The organism is Dehalococcoidia bacterium (assembly GCA_041653995.1).
Classification (GTDB): domain Bacteria; phylum Chloroflexota; class Dehalococcoidia; order GIF9; family UBA5629; genus CAIMUM01.
Genome location: JBAZEK010000001.1, coordinates 87527 through 107247, shown reverse-complemented (window position 1 = coordinate 107247; position 19721 = coordinate 87527). Strand labels below are relative to the sequence as shown.

Annotated in this window: 19 protein-coding genes; 15 read left to right on the top strand and 4 right to left on the bottom strand. The window is 51.0% G+C overall.

Annotation, left to right across the window (positions count from 1 at the left end):
* The first annotated feature begins 4 nt into the window (after positions 1–4).
* Positions 5–787 carry a biotin--[acetyl-CoA-carboxylase] ligase gene (locus WC359_00535; protein MFA5398923.1) on the top strand — a complete coding sequence of 261 codons (783 nt, stop codon included), beginning with the start codon at positions 5–7 and terminating at the stop codon, positions 785–787.
* Between the two features lie 43 nt (positions 788–830).
* Here WC359_00535 and WC359_00530 read toward each other — a convergent pair whose 3' ends face one another.
* Complete coding sequence (locus WC359_00530; GenBank protein ID MFA5398922.1) at positions 831–1604, bottom strand: SPFH domain-containing protein; 774 nt, start codon at positions 1602–1604, stop codon at positions 831–833.
* 10 nt (positions 1605–1614) lie between these two features.
* Complete coding sequence (locus WC359_00525; protein ID MFA5398921.1) at positions 1615–2925, bottom strand: nodulation protein NfeD; 1311 nt, start codon at positions 2923–2925, stop codon at positions 1615–1617.
* A 97-nt stretch (positions 2926–3022) separates the two neighbouring features.
* On the opposite strand from WC359_00525, the gene WC359_00520 reads away from it, so the two are divergent.
* The 10 genes from WC359_00520 (at position 3023) to WC359_00475 (ending at position 13268) form a co-directional block, all read left to right on the top strand.
* Entirely contained in the window at positions 3023–4273 is a 1251-nt protein-coding gene (locus WC359_00520; protein MFA5398920.1) for an ATP phosphoribosyltransferase regulatory subunit, read from the top strand.
* Complete coding sequence (gene hisG / locus WC359_00515) at positions 4263–5696, top strand: ATP phosphoribosyltransferase (GenBank protein ID MFA5398919.1); 1434 nt, start codon at positions 4263–4265, stop codon at positions 5694–5696. The genes WC359_00520 and hisG overlap by 11 nt, the downstream gene beginning before the upstream one ends.
* Entirely contained in the window at positions 5693–6976 is a 1284-nt protein-coding gene (gene hisD, locus WC359_00510) for a histidinol dehydrogenase (GenBank protein MFA5398918.1), read from the top strand. The genes hisG and hisD overlap by 4 nt, the downstream gene beginning before the upstream one ends.
* A 31-nt stretch (positions 6977–7007) precedes the next feature.
* Entirely contained in the window at positions 7008–7448 is a 441-nt protein-coding gene (locus WC359_00505) for a MarR family transcriptional regulator (GenBank protein ID MFA5398917.1), read from the top strand.
* A 103-nt stretch (positions 7449–7551) separates the two neighbouring features.
* Positions 7552–8376, top strand: a complete 825-nt coding sequence (locus WC359_00500; protein ID MFA5398916.1) for an amidohydrolase family protein — start codon at positions 7552–7554, stop codon at positions 8374–8376.
* Between the two features lie 191 nt (positions 8377–8567).
* On the top strand, positions 8568–9659 hold the full coding sequence (gene hisC, locus WC359_00495; GenBank protein MFA5398915.1) for a histidinol-phosphate transaminase: 1092 nt from the start codon (positions 8568–8570) through the stop codon (positions 9657–9659).
* A gap of 36 nt (positions 9660–9695) precedes the next feature.
* Positions 9696–10283 carry an imidazoleglycerol-phosphate dehydratase HisB gene (gene hisB / locus WC359_00490; GenBank protein ID MFA5398914.1) on the top strand — a complete coding sequence of 196 codons (588 nt, stop codon included), beginning with the start codon at positions 9696–9698 and terminating at the stop codon, positions 10281–10283.
* Between the two features lie 327 nt (positions 10284–10610).
* Positions 10611–11273 carry a tetratricopeptide repeat protein gene (locus tag WC359_00485; GenBank protein MFA5398913.1) on the top strand — a complete coding sequence of 221 codons (663 nt, stop codon included), beginning with the start codon at positions 10611–10613 and terminating at the stop codon, positions 11271–11273.
* Between the two features lie 106 nt (positions 11274–11379).
* Entirely contained in the window at positions 11380–12726 is a 1347-nt protein-coding gene (locus WC359_00480) for a DnaJ domain-containing protein (GenBank protein MFA5398912.1), read from the top strand.
* A gap of 371 nt (positions 12727–13097) precedes the next feature.
* Complete coding sequence (locus tag WC359_00475) at positions 13098–13268, top strand: hypothetical protein (protein MFA5398911.1); 171 nt, start codon at positions 13098–13100, stop codon at positions 13266–13268.
* A gap of 74 nt (positions 13269–13342) precedes the next feature.
* Here the strand turns inward: WC359_00475 and WC359_00470 are convergent, their stop codons facing one another.
* On the bottom strand, positions 13343–13483 hold the full coding sequence (locus tag WC359_00470; GenBank protein MFA5398910.1) for a hypothetical protein: 141 nt from the start codon (positions 13481–13483) through the stop codon (positions 13343–13345).
* A gap of 336 nt (positions 13484–13819) precedes the next feature.
* Here WC359_00470 and WC359_00465 point away from each other — a divergent pair, with 336 nt between their 5' ends.
* Entirely contained in the window at positions 13820–14821 is a 1002-nt protein-coding gene (locus tag WC359_00465; protein MFA5398909.1) for a lipocalin-like domain-containing protein, read from the top strand.
* Between the two features lie 273 nt (positions 14822–15094).
* On the opposite strand, the gene WC359_00460 is transcribed toward WC359_00465, so the two are convergent.
* Positions 15095–15886: an ion transporter gene (locus WC359_00460; GenBank protein ID MFA5398908.1), complete on the bottom strand. Its 792-nt coding sequence runs from the start codon at positions 15884–15886 to the stop codon at positions 15095–15097.
* A 217-nt stretch (positions 15887–16103) separates the two neighbouring features.
* Between WC359_00460 and WC359_00455 the strand changes: the two genes are divergently transcribed.
* Genes WC359_00455 through WC359_00445 form a run of 3 tightly spaced genes read left to right on the top strand, consistent with a single transcriptional unit; the run spans position 16104 to position 19618 of the window.
* Complete coding sequence (locus WC359_00455; protein ID MFA5398907.1) at positions 16104–16517, top strand: SCP2 sterol-binding domain-containing protein; 414 nt, start codon at positions 16104–16106, stop codon at positions 16515–16517.
* A gap of 56 nt (positions 16518–16573) precedes the next feature.
* Complete coding sequence (locus tag WC359_00450; GenBank protein MFA5398906.1) at positions 16574–17743, top strand: iron-containing alcohol dehydrogenase; 1170 nt, start codon at positions 16574–16576, stop codon at positions 17741–17743.
* 51 nt (positions 17744–17794) lie between these two features.
* Positions 17795–19618: an aldehyde ferredoxin oxidoreductase family protein gene (locus WC359_00445; protein MFA5398905.1), complete on the top strand. Its 1824-nt coding sequence runs from the start codon at positions 17795–17797 to the stop codon at positions 19616–19618.
* Positions 19619–19721 lie beyond the last annotated feature (103 nt).

Here is a 19721-nt window from a genome sequence, read left to right as displayed (position 1 = left end):
AAACATGAATGACATCCTCGAATATCTGGAAAAAAACCTGACCACCGGCTTTATCGGCAGAAAGCTGCATTATCTGGCAGTCACCTCTTCGACACAGGATGTGGCTAAAGACATGGCCGACCATGGAGCCCCCGAGGGCGCTGCTGTAATAGCCGGGATGCAGCAGTCGGGCCGCGGCAGGCTCGGCAGGTCATGGTTATCTCCGGAGGGCGGACTGGCCACATCGATAATTCTGCGCCCCGCTATGTCGGTTCTTCCTCTACTGCCGGCTATATCTGCCCTGGCTGTTTTCCGCACGGTTAAGGCGCTGGGAATCGATGCTGAAATCAAATGGCCCAACGATATACTGATCGGTGGCCGCAAGGTCTGCGGCATATTAATCGAACACGGACTCACAGACGGTACAGTTCGATACAGCATTATGGGCATCGGTATCAATATTAATTTCGACACATCTCTGTATCCTGACATAGCCGGCTTTGCAACCAGCCTCTCGGTCGAACTGGGACATGAGATACCGGTCGGCCAGGTAGCATTGCGCCTCTATACCGAATTAGAAGGACTCTACCTGCGAAGCAAGGAGCCGGATTCGATACTTAAAGAATGGGCAGCCAACATGATCACAATCGGCAGTCGTGTGAAGGTCAGGTCGGCCAACCGCGAGATCGAGGGCATCGCAGCGGCTATCAACAGATCGGGGCATCTATTGCTGCGGCAGGACGACGGAAGCCTGCAGGAGATTTTGGCGGGAGACGTATCCCTGATAAACGACGGTAGTAAAAAGTAGGGGCGGCTGTACAGCCGCCCCTACTTCACATCGCTTTTCCTTATCAGGCGCCGGGCTTCTTCTTATCAGCTTCAATCTTCTGCAGCATAGGTTGAATTAATTCGATAGGCAGGGGGAATACCACGGTATTTGATCTGTCCGATGCGATTGCCACCAGAGTCTGCAGGTAGCGTAACTGCAGTGCCATCGGCTCCTTTGAAATTACACGGGCAGCCTCAGACAACTTCTCCGCCGCCTGCGCCTCGCCCTCGGCAGCGATGATCTTGGCCCTTCTGCCTCTCTCCGCCTCTGCCTGAGCAGCCATGATTTTCTGCATATTGTCGGGCAGTTGAACATCTCGTACTTCGACCATGCTGACCTTGATGCCCCACGGCTCGGTGCTCTCATCTATAATAGTCTGCAGCTTATTGTTGATCTTTTCCCGGTGCGCCAGCAGATCTTCAAGTTCCGATTGTCCCACCACGTTCCGCAGCGTCGTCTGACACAGCAATGAAGTGGCCCTGATGTATTGCTCAACGTTCAGAATCGCCGATTCCGGCTTCATAACACGGAAATATACCACGGCATCTACTTTGACCGTCACTGTGTCCATGGTGATACATTCCTGTTGCGTCACATCCATCGTTACCACGCGCAGCTCGACTTTCACCATTCGCTCGATAAAGGGTATGAGCAAAATAAGGCCCGGGCCCCTCACTCCCACATATCTGCCCAGGCGGAAGACTACGCCCCTTTCATACTCGTTGACTATCCTGATAGATGCGAACAGCACTATCAGGACAAAAATTGCCAGTACTATAATTCCCGCTATCTGCATGTCTGCCTCCTTATTTTTTTCTTGTTACGTATAATTTAAGGTTGTCCACCTTTTGTATAATAACCTCTTCCCCCGGGTGCGCCAGGCCTTCATCCAGCTCAGCTTTCCACAATTCCCCTTCCACCTGCACCATGCCCACGGGTTCAAGAGCAGTTTTAACCTCGGCTACCTGGCCGATCATACCTTCCTTGCCGGTGGTCACCTTCCTTTTTTGACCACGGACAACAGCCCAGACCAGGAAAGCCATAAAGAGCGCTAAAAATATGGCAACGTACACGATAAGACTTGTATCGAATTGCATGGACGCCTCACTTTCACTGAAAAGAATGAGTGAACCTATTATCAGCGATACTATTCCACCCGTGGTCAGTATACCATAGGCAGGTACAAAAATCTCAGTGACGAAGAGCCCGAAAGCAAGCAATAATAGCAACAGGCCGGCCCAGCCCGCATTCAATACACCCAGTGAGTAGAATGCCAGTAAAAGACATATGCCGCCGATCACGCCGGGGAAGATCAGCCCGGGATTGGAGATCTCCGTAATCAGTCCTATGGAAGCCAGCGTAAGCAATATGTATGCAACATTGGGATGGCTGATGACCTGGAGTATCTTCTCCACCAGCGTCATGTCGCTTCTGCTTACTTCGGCCCCTTCTGTATCAATAGTCACTTCGATGCCGTTCGCCAGCGTTACTTTTCTGCCGTTGATCTGCTTTATGACACTGTCCAGATCATCGGCCTGGAAATCGACGAGCTTTTTCTCGACTGCTTCTGAAGCGGTGAATGATCTACTCTCCCTCACGGCAGCCTCAACCAGCGAGGGATCACGCCCGCGTTTCTCAGCTATGCTCTGTATCCAGGCCGCCGAGTACTCGGTCGCCTTCTTCTGCACATCTTCGGGCATCTCCTCCCCCACACTCACCGGGTGCGCAGCCCCCAGGCTGGTGGCAGGGGCCATAGCGGAGAGATGAGCAGATACAGTAATGAATGTGCCCGCCGAAGCCGCCCAGGCGCCATGAGGCGATACATATATAACGACCGGCACCCTGGCGTTCATGATGCTTTTGACTATCCTCTCAGTGGAATCCAGCAGACCGCCGGGTGTATCCAGGGTAATGATAACGACGGTGTCGCCTCTTTCCTCAGCCTCGGCTATTCCGCGGCTGATATAGTCGGCAACAACGGGCACAATATTACCCCTGACCTCCAGGACACGGATCTGCCCTGATTCAGGGACAGCGTTACAGCCGGCTATTGAAAGCGCCAGCCCAACAAGGAACAGCGAAACATAAAATATGCGGAATATCTTTCTTGCAGTCATGCGTATATTGTATATCAGAAACGCCGTAAAGACAGCAATTGTAGCTGCGATACCATTAGTGTAGAATTATCTCGTTTTATGGAAAGGATAAATAGTTATGGAAAGTCAGAGATGTAAAGGGGCCCGCGACCTGCTGCCGGATGATATGGAGCGTTTCAGGCAGGTTGAGGATGCCTTCCGCAATTCGTGTTTAAACTGGGGTTACCGCGAGATCAGGACACCCACCCTGGAATATATACATCTTTTTACCGCGGCGGGGACATTGACGCCCGCTATGCTGGGGCGTGTCTACTCCTTCCTCGACTGGGATGGCTGGGGAGGCGAGCGAGTCGTTCTGCGTCCCGATGGGACTATACCCGCCGCCCGGCTTTACAGCGAGAACCTCGCAAACCAGAAGATAGCCCGTCTCTACTATATCACCAACGTCTTTGCATTTGAGGAGACAGGACGTGAGAACCGCGAAAAATGGCAGTGCGGGGTGGAACTCCTGGGAGATTGCGACCGGGCCGCAGACGCCGAAGTGATCACCCTGGCCCTGGAGATTGCAGGTGCGATGGGATTAACAAAACCTGAACTCAAGCTATCGCATGCCGGCATTCTGAAAGCTCTTATCGGGGAGCTCAAGCTGGACGGCGACAGCAAGGCCGCTCTGCTCGACGATATCCTCGAAGGAAACTGGCAGGCATTTTCCGGTGTTAAAAGCAAGAATAAGGAAGTGGTCAACGCCATCGCCACGCTTATTAAGCTGAAGGGCAGATCAAGCGGTTTTCTGGCCAACCTCAAGGCTATGCCCGCCGTCTCAAAAAGTGTTAAAAAAGAGATCGACGGCTTCGCTGCCGTTACCGCATTGCTGGACAAAATGCAGGTGAGCTACTCCATAGACTTTACCTCCATCAGGGGCTTTGAATACTACACAGGCCTGTGTTTTAAGATAACCTCGGGCGGGGACAGGATATGCAGCGGGGGCAGGTACGATAACCTGATAGGCCTGGTAGGCGGTCAGGATATACCCGCCTGCGGCTTCGCCTTCTACCTGGATACCGTTACAGCCATGGTGAAGCCATGGTCGCAGCAAAAGGCTGAGAAGACCGTATCTGTGAAAGCTGCAGGAGGCTCGGCGGAGGCAGTTAATGCAGCCTTTGAGGCGGCGGCAGCCATGCGCAAAGTCGGACTTATAGCCGAACTCGATTTTTGCGGCAATCAACTGCAGGCCCGCTGGTCGGTTTCAATCGGGACACGCCCAGCCTCTTTCACCTTGGTCGATAACTTCAAGAAGACGCGCAAAAAAGTGTCCGCAGTGGGTGAGGTCATAAATATCATCGGGGGTTTCAGCAAGCTTGCCCGCTAAAGCAATGTCCGAGCCACGACTGGCCCTGCCCAAGGGTAAAATGCTGGCCAGAACTTCGCTCTTCCTTAACTCCATAGGACTCGGCTTCGACAACTATAACTCGGGAACCCGCATCTACCGCATGCGGTCGCAGGCCATGCCGGGTTTGACGGCCAAGATGCTTAACGAGCGGGATATACCCGTACAGGTGGCTGTGGGCAACTACGATTTCGGCATCTGCAGTTCCGACTGGCTGCAGGAGCTGCTGACCCGGTATCCGGCCAGCCGCGTGTTGAAGATCGCCGACCTCGGATTCGACATCTCTGATATCTACATGGCCTGCGCGACCTCATCGGATATATCCCCGCAGTCTATGGCCAGCGGCACTGCAGCCTGGCGTATAGTGACTGAATATCCTGCCCTGGCAGAAGCAGCCGCATATAAAATGCGTCTGAAAAGATATCGCATCTTCCCCTGCTGGGGTTCGACTGAAGCATACCCGCCGGAGAACGCCGATTTCTCTGTGCTTCGCGTTAAAAATGAGGACGCTCTGCGCAGCCTGAATTTGAAGCCGATACGCAGGATATGCGGCAGTAACGCCTGCATTATCGCCAACTGCAATAGTCTTCAGAGCAGCGACTGCAGCGGCCTGCTCGAACGATTTGCCGCATCCGCCTCCCTGAAGAATAAGCCCTGGCAGGCGCCGGAAAAAGCAGTGTTTGCGGTAAACAACAACCTTGCCGGCAGCGCAGGCGCCGGTGATGTATGGCTGGCGCTGGCCGACGGCCATCAACAGGTGCATACCGAAGCTTTCATGCAGAAGACGGGCCTGAGGCTTGAAGGATACTCAAAGAGTGATCTGAGACGGCGCCCGTCCTGCGACATCGATTGGCTCAGCATCAAAGTAATCCGGCCTCAAGATATGCCCCAGCAGGTTGCCAACGGCAATTTCGACCTTGCCATCACCGGACGGGACTGGCTGCTGGATCACCTTTACCAGTTCCCATCCAGCCCGGTGGCCGAACTGGTCAACCTCGGCTTCGGCTGGGTGCGGATCGTGGCTGTAGTCAGCCAGGATATACCGGCGGATAGCATCGGTTCGCTGCGCGACCTCGTGGCTGCGGGCAAAATGGTACCCCTGCGTATCGCCACAGAGTATATCAACATTGCCGATAAATATATGCGCGACAAGCACATCGCCCGTTATCGTGTTATTCCTACCTGGGGCGCAACCGAGGTCTATCTGCCTGAGGATGCCGATATGCTGATCGAAAACACCGAGACCGGTCAAACACTGGCCCGGCACAAGCTAAAAATCATAGACACGCTGTTCGAGTCAACGGCCTGCCTGATAGGCAACAGGCGCAGCCTGGAAGAGCGTGGAAAAAAGGATAAAATTAATAATCTGATCAGGCTTTTTCGGGAGGCGGTGAGTAAAAAATGAAGGTGATTCGGGATTACGGGCAGGCCTTGAAAACCCTGGAACGAAGCATTCAGTATGATCCGGGCGGCAGGATCGAAACTGCCGTACGCGAGATAATTGCAGGCGTCAGGAAAGGAGGGGATCCGGCTCTAATCGCCTATGCCGAGCGCTTCGACGGCGCCAGGTTAAAATCGCTCGAGGTTACACCGCGGGAAGTGACAGCGGCCCTCACATCCATCGACCCCCGCTTGATGAATGCGCTTAAATTCGCGGCCGCGCGCCTGGTAAAATTCCATAAAATCTGCATGCGCATATACGGGCGCGGATTTTTCAAAAACGGCCTGGGACAACAGGTGTTGCCCATCGAGCGCGCGGGAATATATGTACCCGGTGGCACTGCCTCATATCCCTCCACGGTACTGATGACCGCCATCCCCGCACGTGTGGCGGGGGTGAAAGAGATCATCATGTCCACGCCGTGCGGAAAAGATGGAAAAGTGCCTGCCGGCACACTGGCCGCGGCTTTTATCGCGGGCGTTGACCGGATATTCAAAATCGGCGGTGCGCAGGCCGTGGCGGCCATGGCCTTCGGCTCCGCTTCAGTGCCACGTGTGGACAAAATCTGCGGCCCGGGCAATATGTATGTTATGAACGCCAAGAAGTTGGTTTACGGCCTGGTGGATATCGATGCCCTCCAGGGTCCCAGCGAGGTCATGCTGATCGCCGACGGCTCTGCAGATCCCTCCTTCTGTGCAGCCGATCTGATAGCGCAGTCGGAGCATGACGCCATGGCATCATCAATTATCATAACCACGTCGGAGGGACTGGCGGATAAAGTGCAGTCCGAACTTAAAAAACAGCTGCCCGGACTGAAAAGAAGAACCATTGCAGATAAAGCTCTGGCGTCAAACGGCCTGATCATCATAGTGAAAACTCTGGAGCAGGCTATAGATCTGGCCAACCTTTATGCGCCGGAACATCTCTCCCTCATGGTGAAAAACGCAGAGCGCTACATCAGCAGAATCAGGAACGCCGGTTGTATCTGCATCGGCCGGTATTCACCGGTTGTGCTGGGCGATTACGTAGCCGGACCGAGCCATGCGCTGCCCACCGGGGGCAGCGCCCGCTTCAGCTCACCGCTGAACGTGCTGGATTTCCTCAAGATCAACAGCATCATCGCCCTTGAAGATAGCGCCCTCCGGAGGCTGGGGCCGGCGGCCGCAATGATGGCGGACAGCGAGGGGCTGACCGCTCATGCCGGCGCTGTCAGGGTCAGACTGAAAAAGATAAAAAATAAATGAATCTGAGCAGCCGTTCGTTATGGTGTAACATATGATCAGAGTGCATCGCGGCAACTTCCTGTATACGCTGAACAGCATTCGCCAGAGCCTCTTTGCTTATCTCGAATCCGAGCTCTCCAGGCACGGTATCAGCGGCATCGCTCCTTCGCACGGCGATATCCTTCACATCCTGGATAAAAAGGGCACCCTCCATCTTCGCGATTTAACCGAGCTGTCCCTCAAGGATAAATCCACAATAACGGCGGTGATCAGCCATCTGGAGAAGAACGGCTACGTGACCAGGGTAAGGGACGGCAACGATAAAAGGCTGGTTAATATTCGGGTCACGGATAAGGCCGCGCAAATTAAACCTGCCCTTGAGAAGATATCCGAGAAAATGAATGCGCAGCTTTTCGAAGGGCTGAGCACAGACGAAAAAAACACCCTTTTTAAATTGATGACCAGGATCAGCCATAACGTCGATAAGCTGTAATCCACTCGTCCACATATTCCCCTACAAACGTTTACATCCTCCCTCAAACGTGATAAAATAGTTTTATACAAAACTATTTATTAATAACGCGGGGGAGATCAAGATGAGCGCTGTATATGAGGCCATAGATGTTTGGATGCAGCATCCCACCATGAAATTCGGCAACCACCGGATGTTCGATTCGTTGAGGCGGTGGACCGGGCAGGAGAAGCTCGCCTCCGAGTTGCCTCTGGATCTGACCATCGGCCTGATGGACCAGGCTCATGTCTCCAAAGGGCTGACCTGCGCGTGGTGGAGCCCGACCGGGCCGCTTATCTCCAACGATGAGGTGGCGGCTTTTGTCAAACAGTATCCGGACAGGCTGGTCGGTGTGGCATCGGCCGATCTTTATCGTCCCATGGAGGCGGTCAGAGAGCTCAGGCGCTGCGTCAGAGAGCTCGGATTCAAGGCGTTGCGCATCGTGCCATGGCTGTGGAACCTTCCACCCACGGACCGCCGCTATTATCCTCTTTACGCCGAGTGTGTGGAGCTGGATATACCTTTCTGCTGCCAGGTCGGCCATACCGGTCCGCTCTGCCCTTCGGAGCCCGGCAGGCCCATACCTTATATCGACGAGGTGGCGCTCGAATTCCCCGAGCTCAAGATGGTCTGCGGACATATCGGTTATCCCTGGACGACCGAGATGATCGCGGTGGCGACCAAGCATGAGAACGTATACATCGACACATCAGCCTATGTCGCCAAGAGGTTCCCGCCCGAACTGGTGGCATACATGCAAAAACACGGTAAAAAGAAGGTCATGTTCGGCACCAATTACCCCATGATCACCGCGGCCATGTGCCTCAAGGACCTGGATACCCTGCAGTTAACCGATGAAGTTAGAAGGCTCTTCCTCTGTGAAAACGCCAAAAGGGTTTTCGGGCTTTAGCTTCGAGCCTTGCCTCACCCACGTCATTGCGAGGCCGAAGGCCGCGGCAATCTGGTGTCCCCGCATGACAGCACAAGATTGCTTCGTCGCTGCGCTCCTCGCAATGACTTTAGCATGCAGCGTTCCCCTGTGAAATGGTAAAATGAGAGCGCTGCATTTCTATTATGGATTGCAGCTGGGTCTGATGTAAAATGCTCAATTCAAAAGATGTTGAAAAAATGGTCCGCGGCGGGCTTAAGGGCATGAAAGCCTATACTCCCGTCGATCCGGTCGACGTGCTGACCGGACGCGCCGAAGTGCCGGCAGGGGACACCGCCAAGCTGGACGGCAATGAGAATCCCTACGGGTGCTCACCAAGAGTGCAAAAGGCGCTGGCCGGATTCCAGGACTATAACCGGTACCCTGATCCGGACCAGAGAGATGTACGCAGGGCCCTGGCTGCTTATACAGGCGTTAAAGCAGATTCTATCGTGGCCGGCGCCGGAAGCGACGACCTTATCGATATCATCCTGCGACTGTTCATTGAGCCGGGAGACCGGGTCATCAACTGTCCGCCCACCTTCGGCATGTACCCTTTTTGTACGGTGATCGCGGGAGGAGAGGTGATAAAAGTGCCCCGCAGGCCGGATTTCTCGCTGGATCTGCCTGCCATTAAAAAATCGATCGACGCCGGAACGAAGATGGTCTTCATTGCATCGCCCAATAATCCCAGCGGTAACCGGTCCGAAGCAAGCGAGATTAAAGATCTGTTAGCTGCGGACCTGCTGGTGGTGGTTGACGAGGCCTATGTCGAATTCAGCGGCAACTCGCTGACACCAATGGTGTCACAGTACGCCAATCTCATCATATTACGCACCTTCAGCAAGTGGGCGGGAATCGCCGGACTGAGGGCAGGCTACGGCATCTGTCCGGCCAATATCGTCCCCTATATGATGAAAATAAAGCAGCCCTACAACATCAGCATGGCCGCCTATGTAGCAATCCTTGAATCGCTGGCAGACCTCGATTACCTGCAGAAGACCGTCAGGGCCATGGTCAGCGAGAGAGAAGTGCTCTTCGCCGCGCTACAGCAGTTCAAATGGCTTAAATCCTATCCCTCTCAGGCCAACTTTATCCTCTGTGCCGTGCTGGATCGCAGCGCTAAAGAGACTTATACCAGGCTGCAGAAGAAGGGTATCTTTATTCGTTATTTCGAGACGCCTGAGTTAAAAGATTACATCCGCATCAGCGTTGGACGCCCGGAAGATACGCTCCGTGTGATTGCCGCCCTCAGGGATATGTGATAACCTTTGCCTGAAACCAGCGATAAAGAGGTGAAAATGTCCGAACGCAAAGCAAGCATCACCCGCCGAACAAAAGAAACCTCGATCAAGGTCGAGGTAAATATCGACGGCAGCAGCCGGTACGAGATAACCACAGGCATCCTCTTCTTCGACCACATGCTCTGCCAGCTTGCCCAGCACGGCATCTTCGACCTCAAGATCTCGGCCAACGGCCCTGATCAGCACCATGTGGTTGAGGATGTGGCCATCACGCTTGGCCGCGCCTTTAACCAGGCGCTGGGAGAAAAACAGGGCATCGTCAGGATGGCCGATGCGATTGTGCCCATGGACGAAGCCGTAGCCCTGGTGGCGCTGGATATATCGGGCCGCGGCCATGCCATTATCGAGACTGCTATCAAGGAGCCGGTGATATCCGAGATGCATTCCGACCTGGTCCACCACTTCTTCGTCTCGTTCGCCCAGGAGGCGCGCATCAATATACACGCCTGGGTGCTGAGCGGCAAGAACGACCACCACAAGGCGGAGGCCCTCTTCAAAGCGCTGGCACGCGCCCTCGATGCTGCCACCCGTATCGATCCCCGCATCTCCAGCAACGTGCCCAGCACCAAGGACAGCATCGACTGATTTTCGCCCCTCGGGTAAAGCTCACTACAATTGAACAAACATCGGTATGTATGTTCATCCATAATAAAAATAATAAGTCTAAAGTTGTAAAAGAGCTGCCGATTACATAACCCTCTGATTTAATTCTTTCCTTTCACCCATTTCACTATATTAAATGCCAGAATAACTTAATCACTACCTATGCAGACTATATAATGCTAACAAAGCATAGACTATAATATCACGCCAATGGCGATTGCTATCCTGGACGACGTAATCTATAATTGCGCTTATGAAGGTCTATAACAACCTTCAGATGGTACAAGTTGTGATGATGAGGCTGCATCCATGACTATTGCTGATCATAATAAATCTATAAAGCTAGACCCAATGGACGCCAAGGCTTACAAAAATCGTGGACTCGCCTATGGTCAGAAAGGTAAATTCGATAAAGCCCTTGCTGACTATACTAGAGCAATAGAGCTAGATCCGAAATATGCTGTGGCTTATAACAACCGTGGGAATGTCTACGCTGAAATAGGTAACTTCGGTAAGGCAATATCTGATTATGCTAAGGCGATAAGCCTAAACAGGAAGTTTGCTGACGCTTATTACAACCGTGGACTTGCCTATGACAGTAAAAGCCACAATGAGAAGGCTATTGCTGATTACACTAAAGCAATAGAGATAAATCCGAGGGATGCGGAGTCTCTTAACAATCGTGGGGTTGATTATGATGAAAAAGGTGAACATGACAAAGCAGTTGCAGATTATTCCAAAGCGATAAAGCTAAACCCAAAGTATGCCAAGGCTTACAATAACCGTGGGAATGCTTACGCTGAAAAAGGGGAATTTGATAAAGCTATAGCTGATTTAAACAAGGCGATAAAGATGAACCCGAAGGGTGCTAATGCTTATCGCAATCGTGGTCTTGTTTATAATCAGAAAGGTGAAAAAAATAAGGCACGAGCTGATTTTTTAAAAGCAAAAATATTGGGATGTTATGACTGAACCCCTGAAACTGGATTGATGAGGTTAAGGAAACTTGTGCTGGGGAGCTTTCAAGTCTTTCCACCCTATCATAGGAATACAGTTTTATATTATGTGTAATTAACCGATGGCTACTTTTGAAGATTATTACGAAATACTCCAGGTTAATTCATTGGCTGAGCCAGGAGTTATTGAAGAAGCATATAAGAGACTGGCTAAAGAATACGATCCGGACAGCAATAATGATCCCTCGGCTGCAGAAACTATGAGTAAAATAGACTTTGCATATAGTGTAGTTAAGGATCCCTCATTGCGAGAACTTTATCATCAAGAATGGCTAGAAAGAAAGCTCTATCCGTCCGAATACATCCCCAAAGACAAAGTCGATGATGTTCCCAAATATAGAGCTGAGTATGTTCCCAAAGTTAAGGACAATGGTATCCCCAAATATAAAGCTGAGTATATTCCCAAAGTTAATGACTTCGATGTCCCAAAATATAAAGATGAAACAGTTGGTCATAGGGCAGTAAACAGTCGACGAATAGCCATAATTATTCTCTTGGTCGCAGATCTTGCGCTCGTGTCCGTATTCATACTAGCACCGTTTATTAGTTTATTTGTTACTCAGAACAACTGGATTTTGTACATACTATCTTCGCTATTGGGTGCATTAGTAGCAAGCTTGATCTTTGCAGCCAAATTTCGCCATGGCCTTATTACTTTATTGAAATCAGCGGTCAACTCAACACAAAAATGGATAACCTCAGAATCTATCAATAAAAATGTCCTCGACCGTTTTCTGGTCTTTGTTCTGATTTTCATGTTGATTGCACTAATAGTCTATATCTATGTTATACCATGGGTAATTCAAGTATTGGTGAAACGTTCTCCGATAGAAATGGTCTTATTAACTATTTCTCTATTGATCATTGGCATTTTATTAACATCACGTCGCTTCTGGCAGTATTGTTTTCATGTTTTCCAGTCAATACGTTCAACAACTGCACACTACATACCGAATAATTTCAACCCGGCAGAATGCCATTCTAATATCAGCGAACGGACATGGGAACCTGGAGAAATGAAAGACGTATTTAGTCGTAATGTCTGGAATGAGATACTCAATTTCAGGCCAAGTAGGCAATATGATAATGAAGGAGGCTATCATAATGAACTTTTTAATTATCTGCAAAACAAATTTCACCAGGCCCAGTCTAATAAAAGAGTGGGGTCATCTCAACCCGATATCCGTATAGAGCATATTGCAATAGAGATAAAGGGTCCCACTGGTAAAAATCAATTGAGGGATCTTTCACATAAAGTCATAAGATACCTTGCTGGGGGTCATCACACACTTCTATTTATCGTGTTGTTCGATCCGCAGAAGGAAATATCACCAGCGTATTTTAAAGACCTTAAAGATGGACTATTGAAGATTCCTAAAGTCGGGGTAATCACAAAACGAAATTATTAACGAAATATGATTAACTAGATGCTTTAACTAAACAAAGGATTTTACAGGGTGAAGGAGGAAATCTAACATGGCCGGTCAAAATAATTGCAGACGTTGCCGTGGTACAGGGAAAGACCCAATGGGTTTCGGTGCACCTTGTGAAGTATGTGGAGGCACAGGTGTTACCGGGGGTATACCACAAAAAACGGTTAAATCGAGCAAATCTACTCTAATCAAGTGTGTCCGTTGCCGTGGTAGTGGTAAAGATCCCTATGCATTTGGAGCACCCTGTGAAGTATGCAAGGGTACGGGGGTAAATAGGGTTTGACAATCTGTAATTAAATACATTCTGCGTTTAATATATAGTTCCCAATGAAACAGAGTGAATGAAAATGAAATACATAGTAAGCATCACATATGCTGGGACAATTGATATGAAAGTGGAAGCCCCCAACCAAGAAGTTGCTGAGGATGCTGCCCTCGATGAAATCGGCACTTGGCCAGAGGCTCTATTTCTCGAGAGACTTAATTTTCAGATTGATAGAATTGAGTTCCGTACCTAATCTGAGTTCCCTACGTACTTGAGGGTGAATTGTGATAGGGTTAGCCCACAGGAAAGTAGCTGAAGAAAGGATCCCTATTTACCCTTACGGTTAGAAAGTCGTTTTTCTAGTCCTGGACCAGTAATGTCTTTTCTAATCTTTCTTGCCCCAGTATTACCCTTAAGTCTTTTTGCCAATCCAGGACCAGTGATATCCTTTCTTATTTTTCTTACCATTTATAAAGCCCCCTTTTAATCTAGATCATCTTTGAGCTTGACCTGCCCTCCATAATTGTACCACCTCTAAAGTTAATCCTACTATCGTAAAAATATTCTCAGGTAATGTTGAATATTGCCCAATTTAAGTCTGTTTACCACCAAACCTTAAGCGCCAATTGACGTTCAATGGTATGTATGTTCGACTATGAAAAATATCATGGAATCCAATCATTAGAAGTTAATTTCCCTGCAGTGCTATAATTCGATCAGGTAGTGCGGTAGTAGTGAGGCTTATGGGGACCGCTTCACAAGTCCGTTTACTTAGATCAAAAACAACCCAATCAAGGAGGCTGTATGATGGATGAAAAGCCCACGATGAAGGCAATATTTACTCCTTCCGATGCGGACGATTCACTGCACGAAACTGCCGGTATTATTTATGAATGGTGGTATCTGGATGCTGCTTTTGATAATGGCTACTCTATGTCAGCGGCATGGCAGATTGTTGATCCGAGTTTCATAGGTGGTGATGAAGAGAATACACACCTCGTAATGTTTGCCATTTATGATCCCTCGGGCAAGAAGACGAGCGTGGATGTTCCTTTTGCCGTAAGGGATGTCGCTGCCTCGAAAACAAGCTGTGATGTGACTATGGGAACCAACCATTTAAAAGGCAACATCTCCCGGTATGACATGGAGTTCCGCGATAAAGACCTGGGATGCAAATTGATATTCGAAAGCGTTACTGAGGCTTTCCGGTCACCCCCTGATGGCGTGTCCTATTTCACCAGGCAGCCGGACAGGTGGATCGGTTGGGTAGTAGCTCTACCAAGGGCCAAGGTAACAGGAACATTGATTTTTAATGGGAAGGAAATCCCTGTGAAGGGTGCTGGTTATCATGATCATAACTGGGGCAATGTAGCACTGACAGCGATGTACAATTACTGGTACTGGGGCCGGATATACCTGCCTGATTACACGTTTATATATTCGGTAGGCGAGATGACCGATGCCCTTAGGAATAAGCCTATTTCGGTGATACTTGTCTATAAGGGAGAAAAACTGGTGGATGTGACGACAGATATTACCGCGGAAGGCAGCGACTTCGTGACGGATAAATTGACCGGTGCACAATATCCGCAGACACTGGTCCTACGGCCTGAAGGCAGCGTCCTTAAGGGGACGATCACTCATAAATTGAATCACTTGTTAGAAGGGCTTTCACCGTGGGGTGCAAAAGGCGGCGGAGGTCATGCTTATTTCCGATTCCTATCGGATTGCGACATTAAGCTCAATGTGGCAGGGGATAAAATCGATGTTAAAACCCCTCTGATTCACGAGTACATGCGACCCTGATTGTAAGGTATAAACGGTCAGTTCAGGTGCTACTCCTGGGGATATTTCGCTATTTACCTGCTCCCAGTTTCAGCATTTGGACCGGCAAGTTTATAGCATTAATCATACCTGCGTATGGCATGACGTTCATCGGCATGACTGCTTGGCCGTAATTGCTTATACCCATCGTCGGATAATACTAGTATTAAAAGGAATTTTATTTAACGCAGTCGCTATCGCCTCCACTTCCATCTCCAGACAAGGGATCACCGATTGTGAGCAGTCATTGCCATTCTAAAGCAATTTCTCAAGCTCGTCGATCTTTGCCTCGAGCTCCACCTGAGACTGCTTCTGCTCCTGTATGAGGCGTTTAATCTCCGACAGAGTTACCCCCTGATCGTCCTTGCCCTTGCTGACCCGCCTCATCGATCCCTTACCCCCGCGCCTTTGCAGGAATGCATTCGCCACAAAACCCGTTAGGGTGCCGAAAAGCGCCGTGCCGGCCGTCATAACCAGTATCCCCACAAAACGTCCCTCACCGGTTACGGGCACAACATCGCCATAACCTGTGGTCGTGATCGTCTGATAGATAAACCACATGGCATCCTGCCAGTTACTGATCTGGGCGCCGGGCACCTTGTTCTCTAACTTCACTATAGCTATGCCGCCGAATTCCAGTATTAACATGATGAGAAACAGAACGGTGAGGAAAGCTGTTGCAGAGCTATAATCTTTGAGTTCGCGTATAAAGTTGTGGCGGCCGTAGCTGGACAACATTCTGGCGGTTCGTACGATCCTGATAAGGCGCAGCAGTTTGGCCCAGTTTATCGGCCCTGCCGACAGAAGGTCAGCCCAGCCGAACTGTTTGAAAAAGTAGTTGAATTTAGATTTTGCCAGCGAAAGCCGCATTATGAAGTCTACCAGGAATATGAAGCTGTATGTCCAGTCCATCACCCCCAACACACCGGCAATATCCCGGTCCGAGGTAACGTAGAAAATTAGAATATTTGTTATTGCGATTATTGATAATGCTACTATGAAAAGCTCATAAGCGACGTTCTTCAGTTCTTCAGACTGTCGTTTCATATTCATTCCCTTTCACGGTTATGTTCCGTGATTTCACTCTTTTACCCTGCTCTTGATGTATGCTGTTAAAAACCATTTTATACCATTTAAACAGCAGTCAACCAGTTCAAAGAGTCAATACTCATGGCAGGGCTGACAATCTCCGTAACTGAGTGCTGTTGACATCCCTCTCCTGTCCGCATAGAATACCAGCAAAACTAATTCAGGGAGGTATGGTATGGCAGTATTTGGAACACTGGAGTGGGCAACCGCGTTCATGGATGCAATCAATGCAAGCAAACCGTATGAGGACGCGGCAAAAACATGGGAAGGTGACTTCTATTTCATCATCGAGCCGGGGGGAGCTGTCAAAGAGCCCGGTTATCAGTATGTCGACCTCTGGCACGGCAAATGCCGCAAGGTTGATGTCATACCGGCGGCGGAGAAGGACAAGTATAAGCCGGAATTTGTTCTGTCAGCTTCTATAGCTACCTGGCGCAAGGTGGCCGAGAAGAAAGTCGATCCTATCCAGGCTATTGTTACGCGCCAGCTCAAACTCACCGGCAACATGGGCAAGGTCATGCGCGCCGTCAAGGCAGCGCAGGAGCTGGTCAACTGCGTAACACAAGTTCAGACCGAATATCCCGAGTAACAATCGCTGTAATTAGAATCAAGGTTTCCCGGTATTTATACTGAGGAGGAAGCAATATGCAGTTTTTTGGTGTTCCGTTTACCGTTTTTGGCGACGATTCACTGCAGTATCTCAACACTTTCCTGGCCAAACGCGCCTTCATAGTCACGGATGCCAACATCGTCAAGCTCGGCCTGCACGAGTTGGTCATGGCTGAACTGAAAACAGCCAATATCGAGTGCAAGGTTTTCGACGGGGTTGAGCCTGATCCTTCGATACAGACTGTGGAAAAGGCAACTGTTATCGCTAAAGATTTCAAGCCGGATTTGTTCATCGGTCTGGGCGGTGGATCTTCCATGGACGCCTGCAAGTCAACTATGGTATGTTACGGCGCCGGCATCGGCCCGCTGGATATGTCGCCATCCGATTTTTACAATCTCAGGGCCAAGGCCCGCCTGATCTGCATCCCCACCACCAGCGGCACGGGCTCGGAGGCAACCTGGGCCATAGTATTGACAGATGTTGAAGGCCAGAGGAAAGTGGCGCTGGGCTCTTACGAGACGCTGCCCGATGTGGCCATCCTCGATCCCCGTATGGTCATGAGCATGCCGCCGCATGTAACAGGATCTACCGGCATGGACGCCCTCACCCACGCCGTAGAAGGCTACACTGCGACATGGCGTACGCCGTTTACGGACGGCCCGGGATTGCTCGCCATAAAATATATCTTCGAAAATCTTAAGAAAGCCGTCGATAACGGCAAGGATGAGGAAGCCCGCAAGTACATGATGTATGCAGCCTGCCAGGCCGGCACCTGCTTCGGCAACGGCATGGCCGGGCTGGCGCACAGCTGCGGGCACGCCCTGGGAGGCATCTTCCATACACCGCATGGTGTGGCTATGGGCTTATACCTTCCATATACCATGGAATACATAGCTAATGGTTCGGAAGAGTCCCTTCAAAGGTATGCCGAGATCGCCCGTTTTTGCGGCATTGCACAGGGCAGCGATAAAGAATGCTGCAAGGCGCTGATTGCGGCTGTACGTAAACTGATGAAAGATATCGGGCAAAGCCCTTCAGTCAAAGACCTTAAGATCGATAAAGACAAATACCTGAAGGCCATGCCCGAACTTGTCGACAGGGCGGTGAATGAAGCCATGACCATCGCGGTTACAAGGATCGCGGACAACGCCGACCTTGAGAAAATGTTCATCTGCGCCTACGACGGCAAGCCGGTCGATTTCTAATGATCACCACAGAGCGGGATATCGTAAAATAACAAGCACGGAGGGTCTGCCATGAATGGATACATGGGCAAGATACTTGTTGTCGACCTGACTAAAAAAGAACTGAAAGATGAGCCGCTGAACGAACAGTACGCTCGCGACTTTATCGGCGCGGGAGGCATCGCCTGCCGCTACCTGGCGGACCTTACCACGGACAAAACAGACCCGATGGGCCCCGATAATCCGCTTATTTTCATGGCCGGGCTACTGACGGGCACGGGCGGCCCCAGCTTCAGCCGCTGGGTGGTCGCGGCCCGTTCGCCCTATACAACCTATTACGGCGATGCCAACGGCGCGGCGCACTTCGGCTCCGAACTGCGTTTCGCCGGCTACGACGGTATTATCGTCAAGGGAAAATCCGACAAACCCGTTTACCTGTACATAAAAGACGGCAAAGCCGAGCTTAAAGATGCGGCTGCTTTATGGGGTAAGAACACATACCAGACGATCGAGGCTATACGCAAGGAATATGACGACCAGCGCACGCGCGTGGCCTGCATTGGACAGGCAGGGGAAAACGAAGTGCTGTTCGCCAACATCATGACCGAGGACGGCCACTGCGCGGGGCGGGCCGGCATGGGCTGCGTCATGGGCACCAAGAAGCTCAAGGCCATTGCGGTAAGAGGTAAGGCCAAGATCCCCATGCATGACCCGGAGAAATTCAGGGAATTCGCCCGCGGCGCCATGGAGGAGGTCAAGAGCGGCTTTGTCACAACTATAATGCATGATACGGGCACATGCGGATGGGTGGATTCGGGCATCGCCTACGGCGACACGCCCACCAAATACTATACTATCGCCACCATGCCTGAAGCCACTGATATCAGCGGCGTTACACAGTCCGAGCAATACCAGGTCGGAAATACGGCCTGCTTCGGCTGCCCGATCGGATGTCGCAAGGTGTTGCACATCAAAGAAGGTCGCTTCAAGAAGGAGAAACCCACCGAAGGGCCTGAATATGAGACTCTCATTGCCTGGGGGCCGCAGCTCATGATCGCCGATCTGGGAGCTATCAATCATTTCAATGAGCTGGTCAATGGTTACGGCTTCGACAGCATCAGCAGCGGTTCCAGCGCCGCTTTCGCTTTCTACCTCTATGAGAAGGGTGTTATCACCAGCAAAGATACGGGCGGCCTGGAGTTAAAGTGGGGCGATATCGACGTCACGCTTAAACTGATCGACCTCATCGCCAGGAACGAGGGCTTCGGCAAGATCATACAGGAGGGCACCAAGCGCATGGCGGCCAGGTATAACTGCCCCGGCGAGGCCATGCAGGTCAAGGGCCTGGAGTTCCCCATGCATGACCCGCGCGCTTACTGCTGCATGGGCCTGGCCTATGCTACCAGCAACCGAGGCGCTGACCACAACAAAAGCGACGCCTACCTGGTTGAAAACGGCATGGGCAATCCCGACCTCGGCTTGAATCCGGGAGACCGCTGGGGAGACGACAAGGCCCCCATGGTCGTGCTCTCGCAGGACTGGCGCTCACTCACCGATGCTCTGGGCATCTGCCACTTTGCCATGATGTCGACGCAGTCGATAGTGGATATGATTAATGCATCCACCGGCTGGGGAGTGGACCAGGACGCTATTCTCAAGGCAGGCGAGCGCATCTTCCAGCTCATGAGAACTATGACCTGCAGGTTCGGCGTCACCCCCAGGGACGACCAGTTGCCGGAGATCGCGCTGCGGCCGATACCCGACGGCGGTCAGGAAGGCAATGTACCCAACATGGCCAAGATGCTGCCTGAGTATTACGAGATACGCGATTGGGACAAGTCAACCGGCAAGCCCAGCAAAGACCGTATGGAAAAGCTGGGCATCGGCGCACTGTAAGGTAGCTTAGGTATTTAATAGGAAAGCATGCAGGGACGTTGCTTTAGCTGCGCCCGCTCTTGTGGACGGGTCTGAAGACCCGTCCCTGCTTTTTCACAGACAT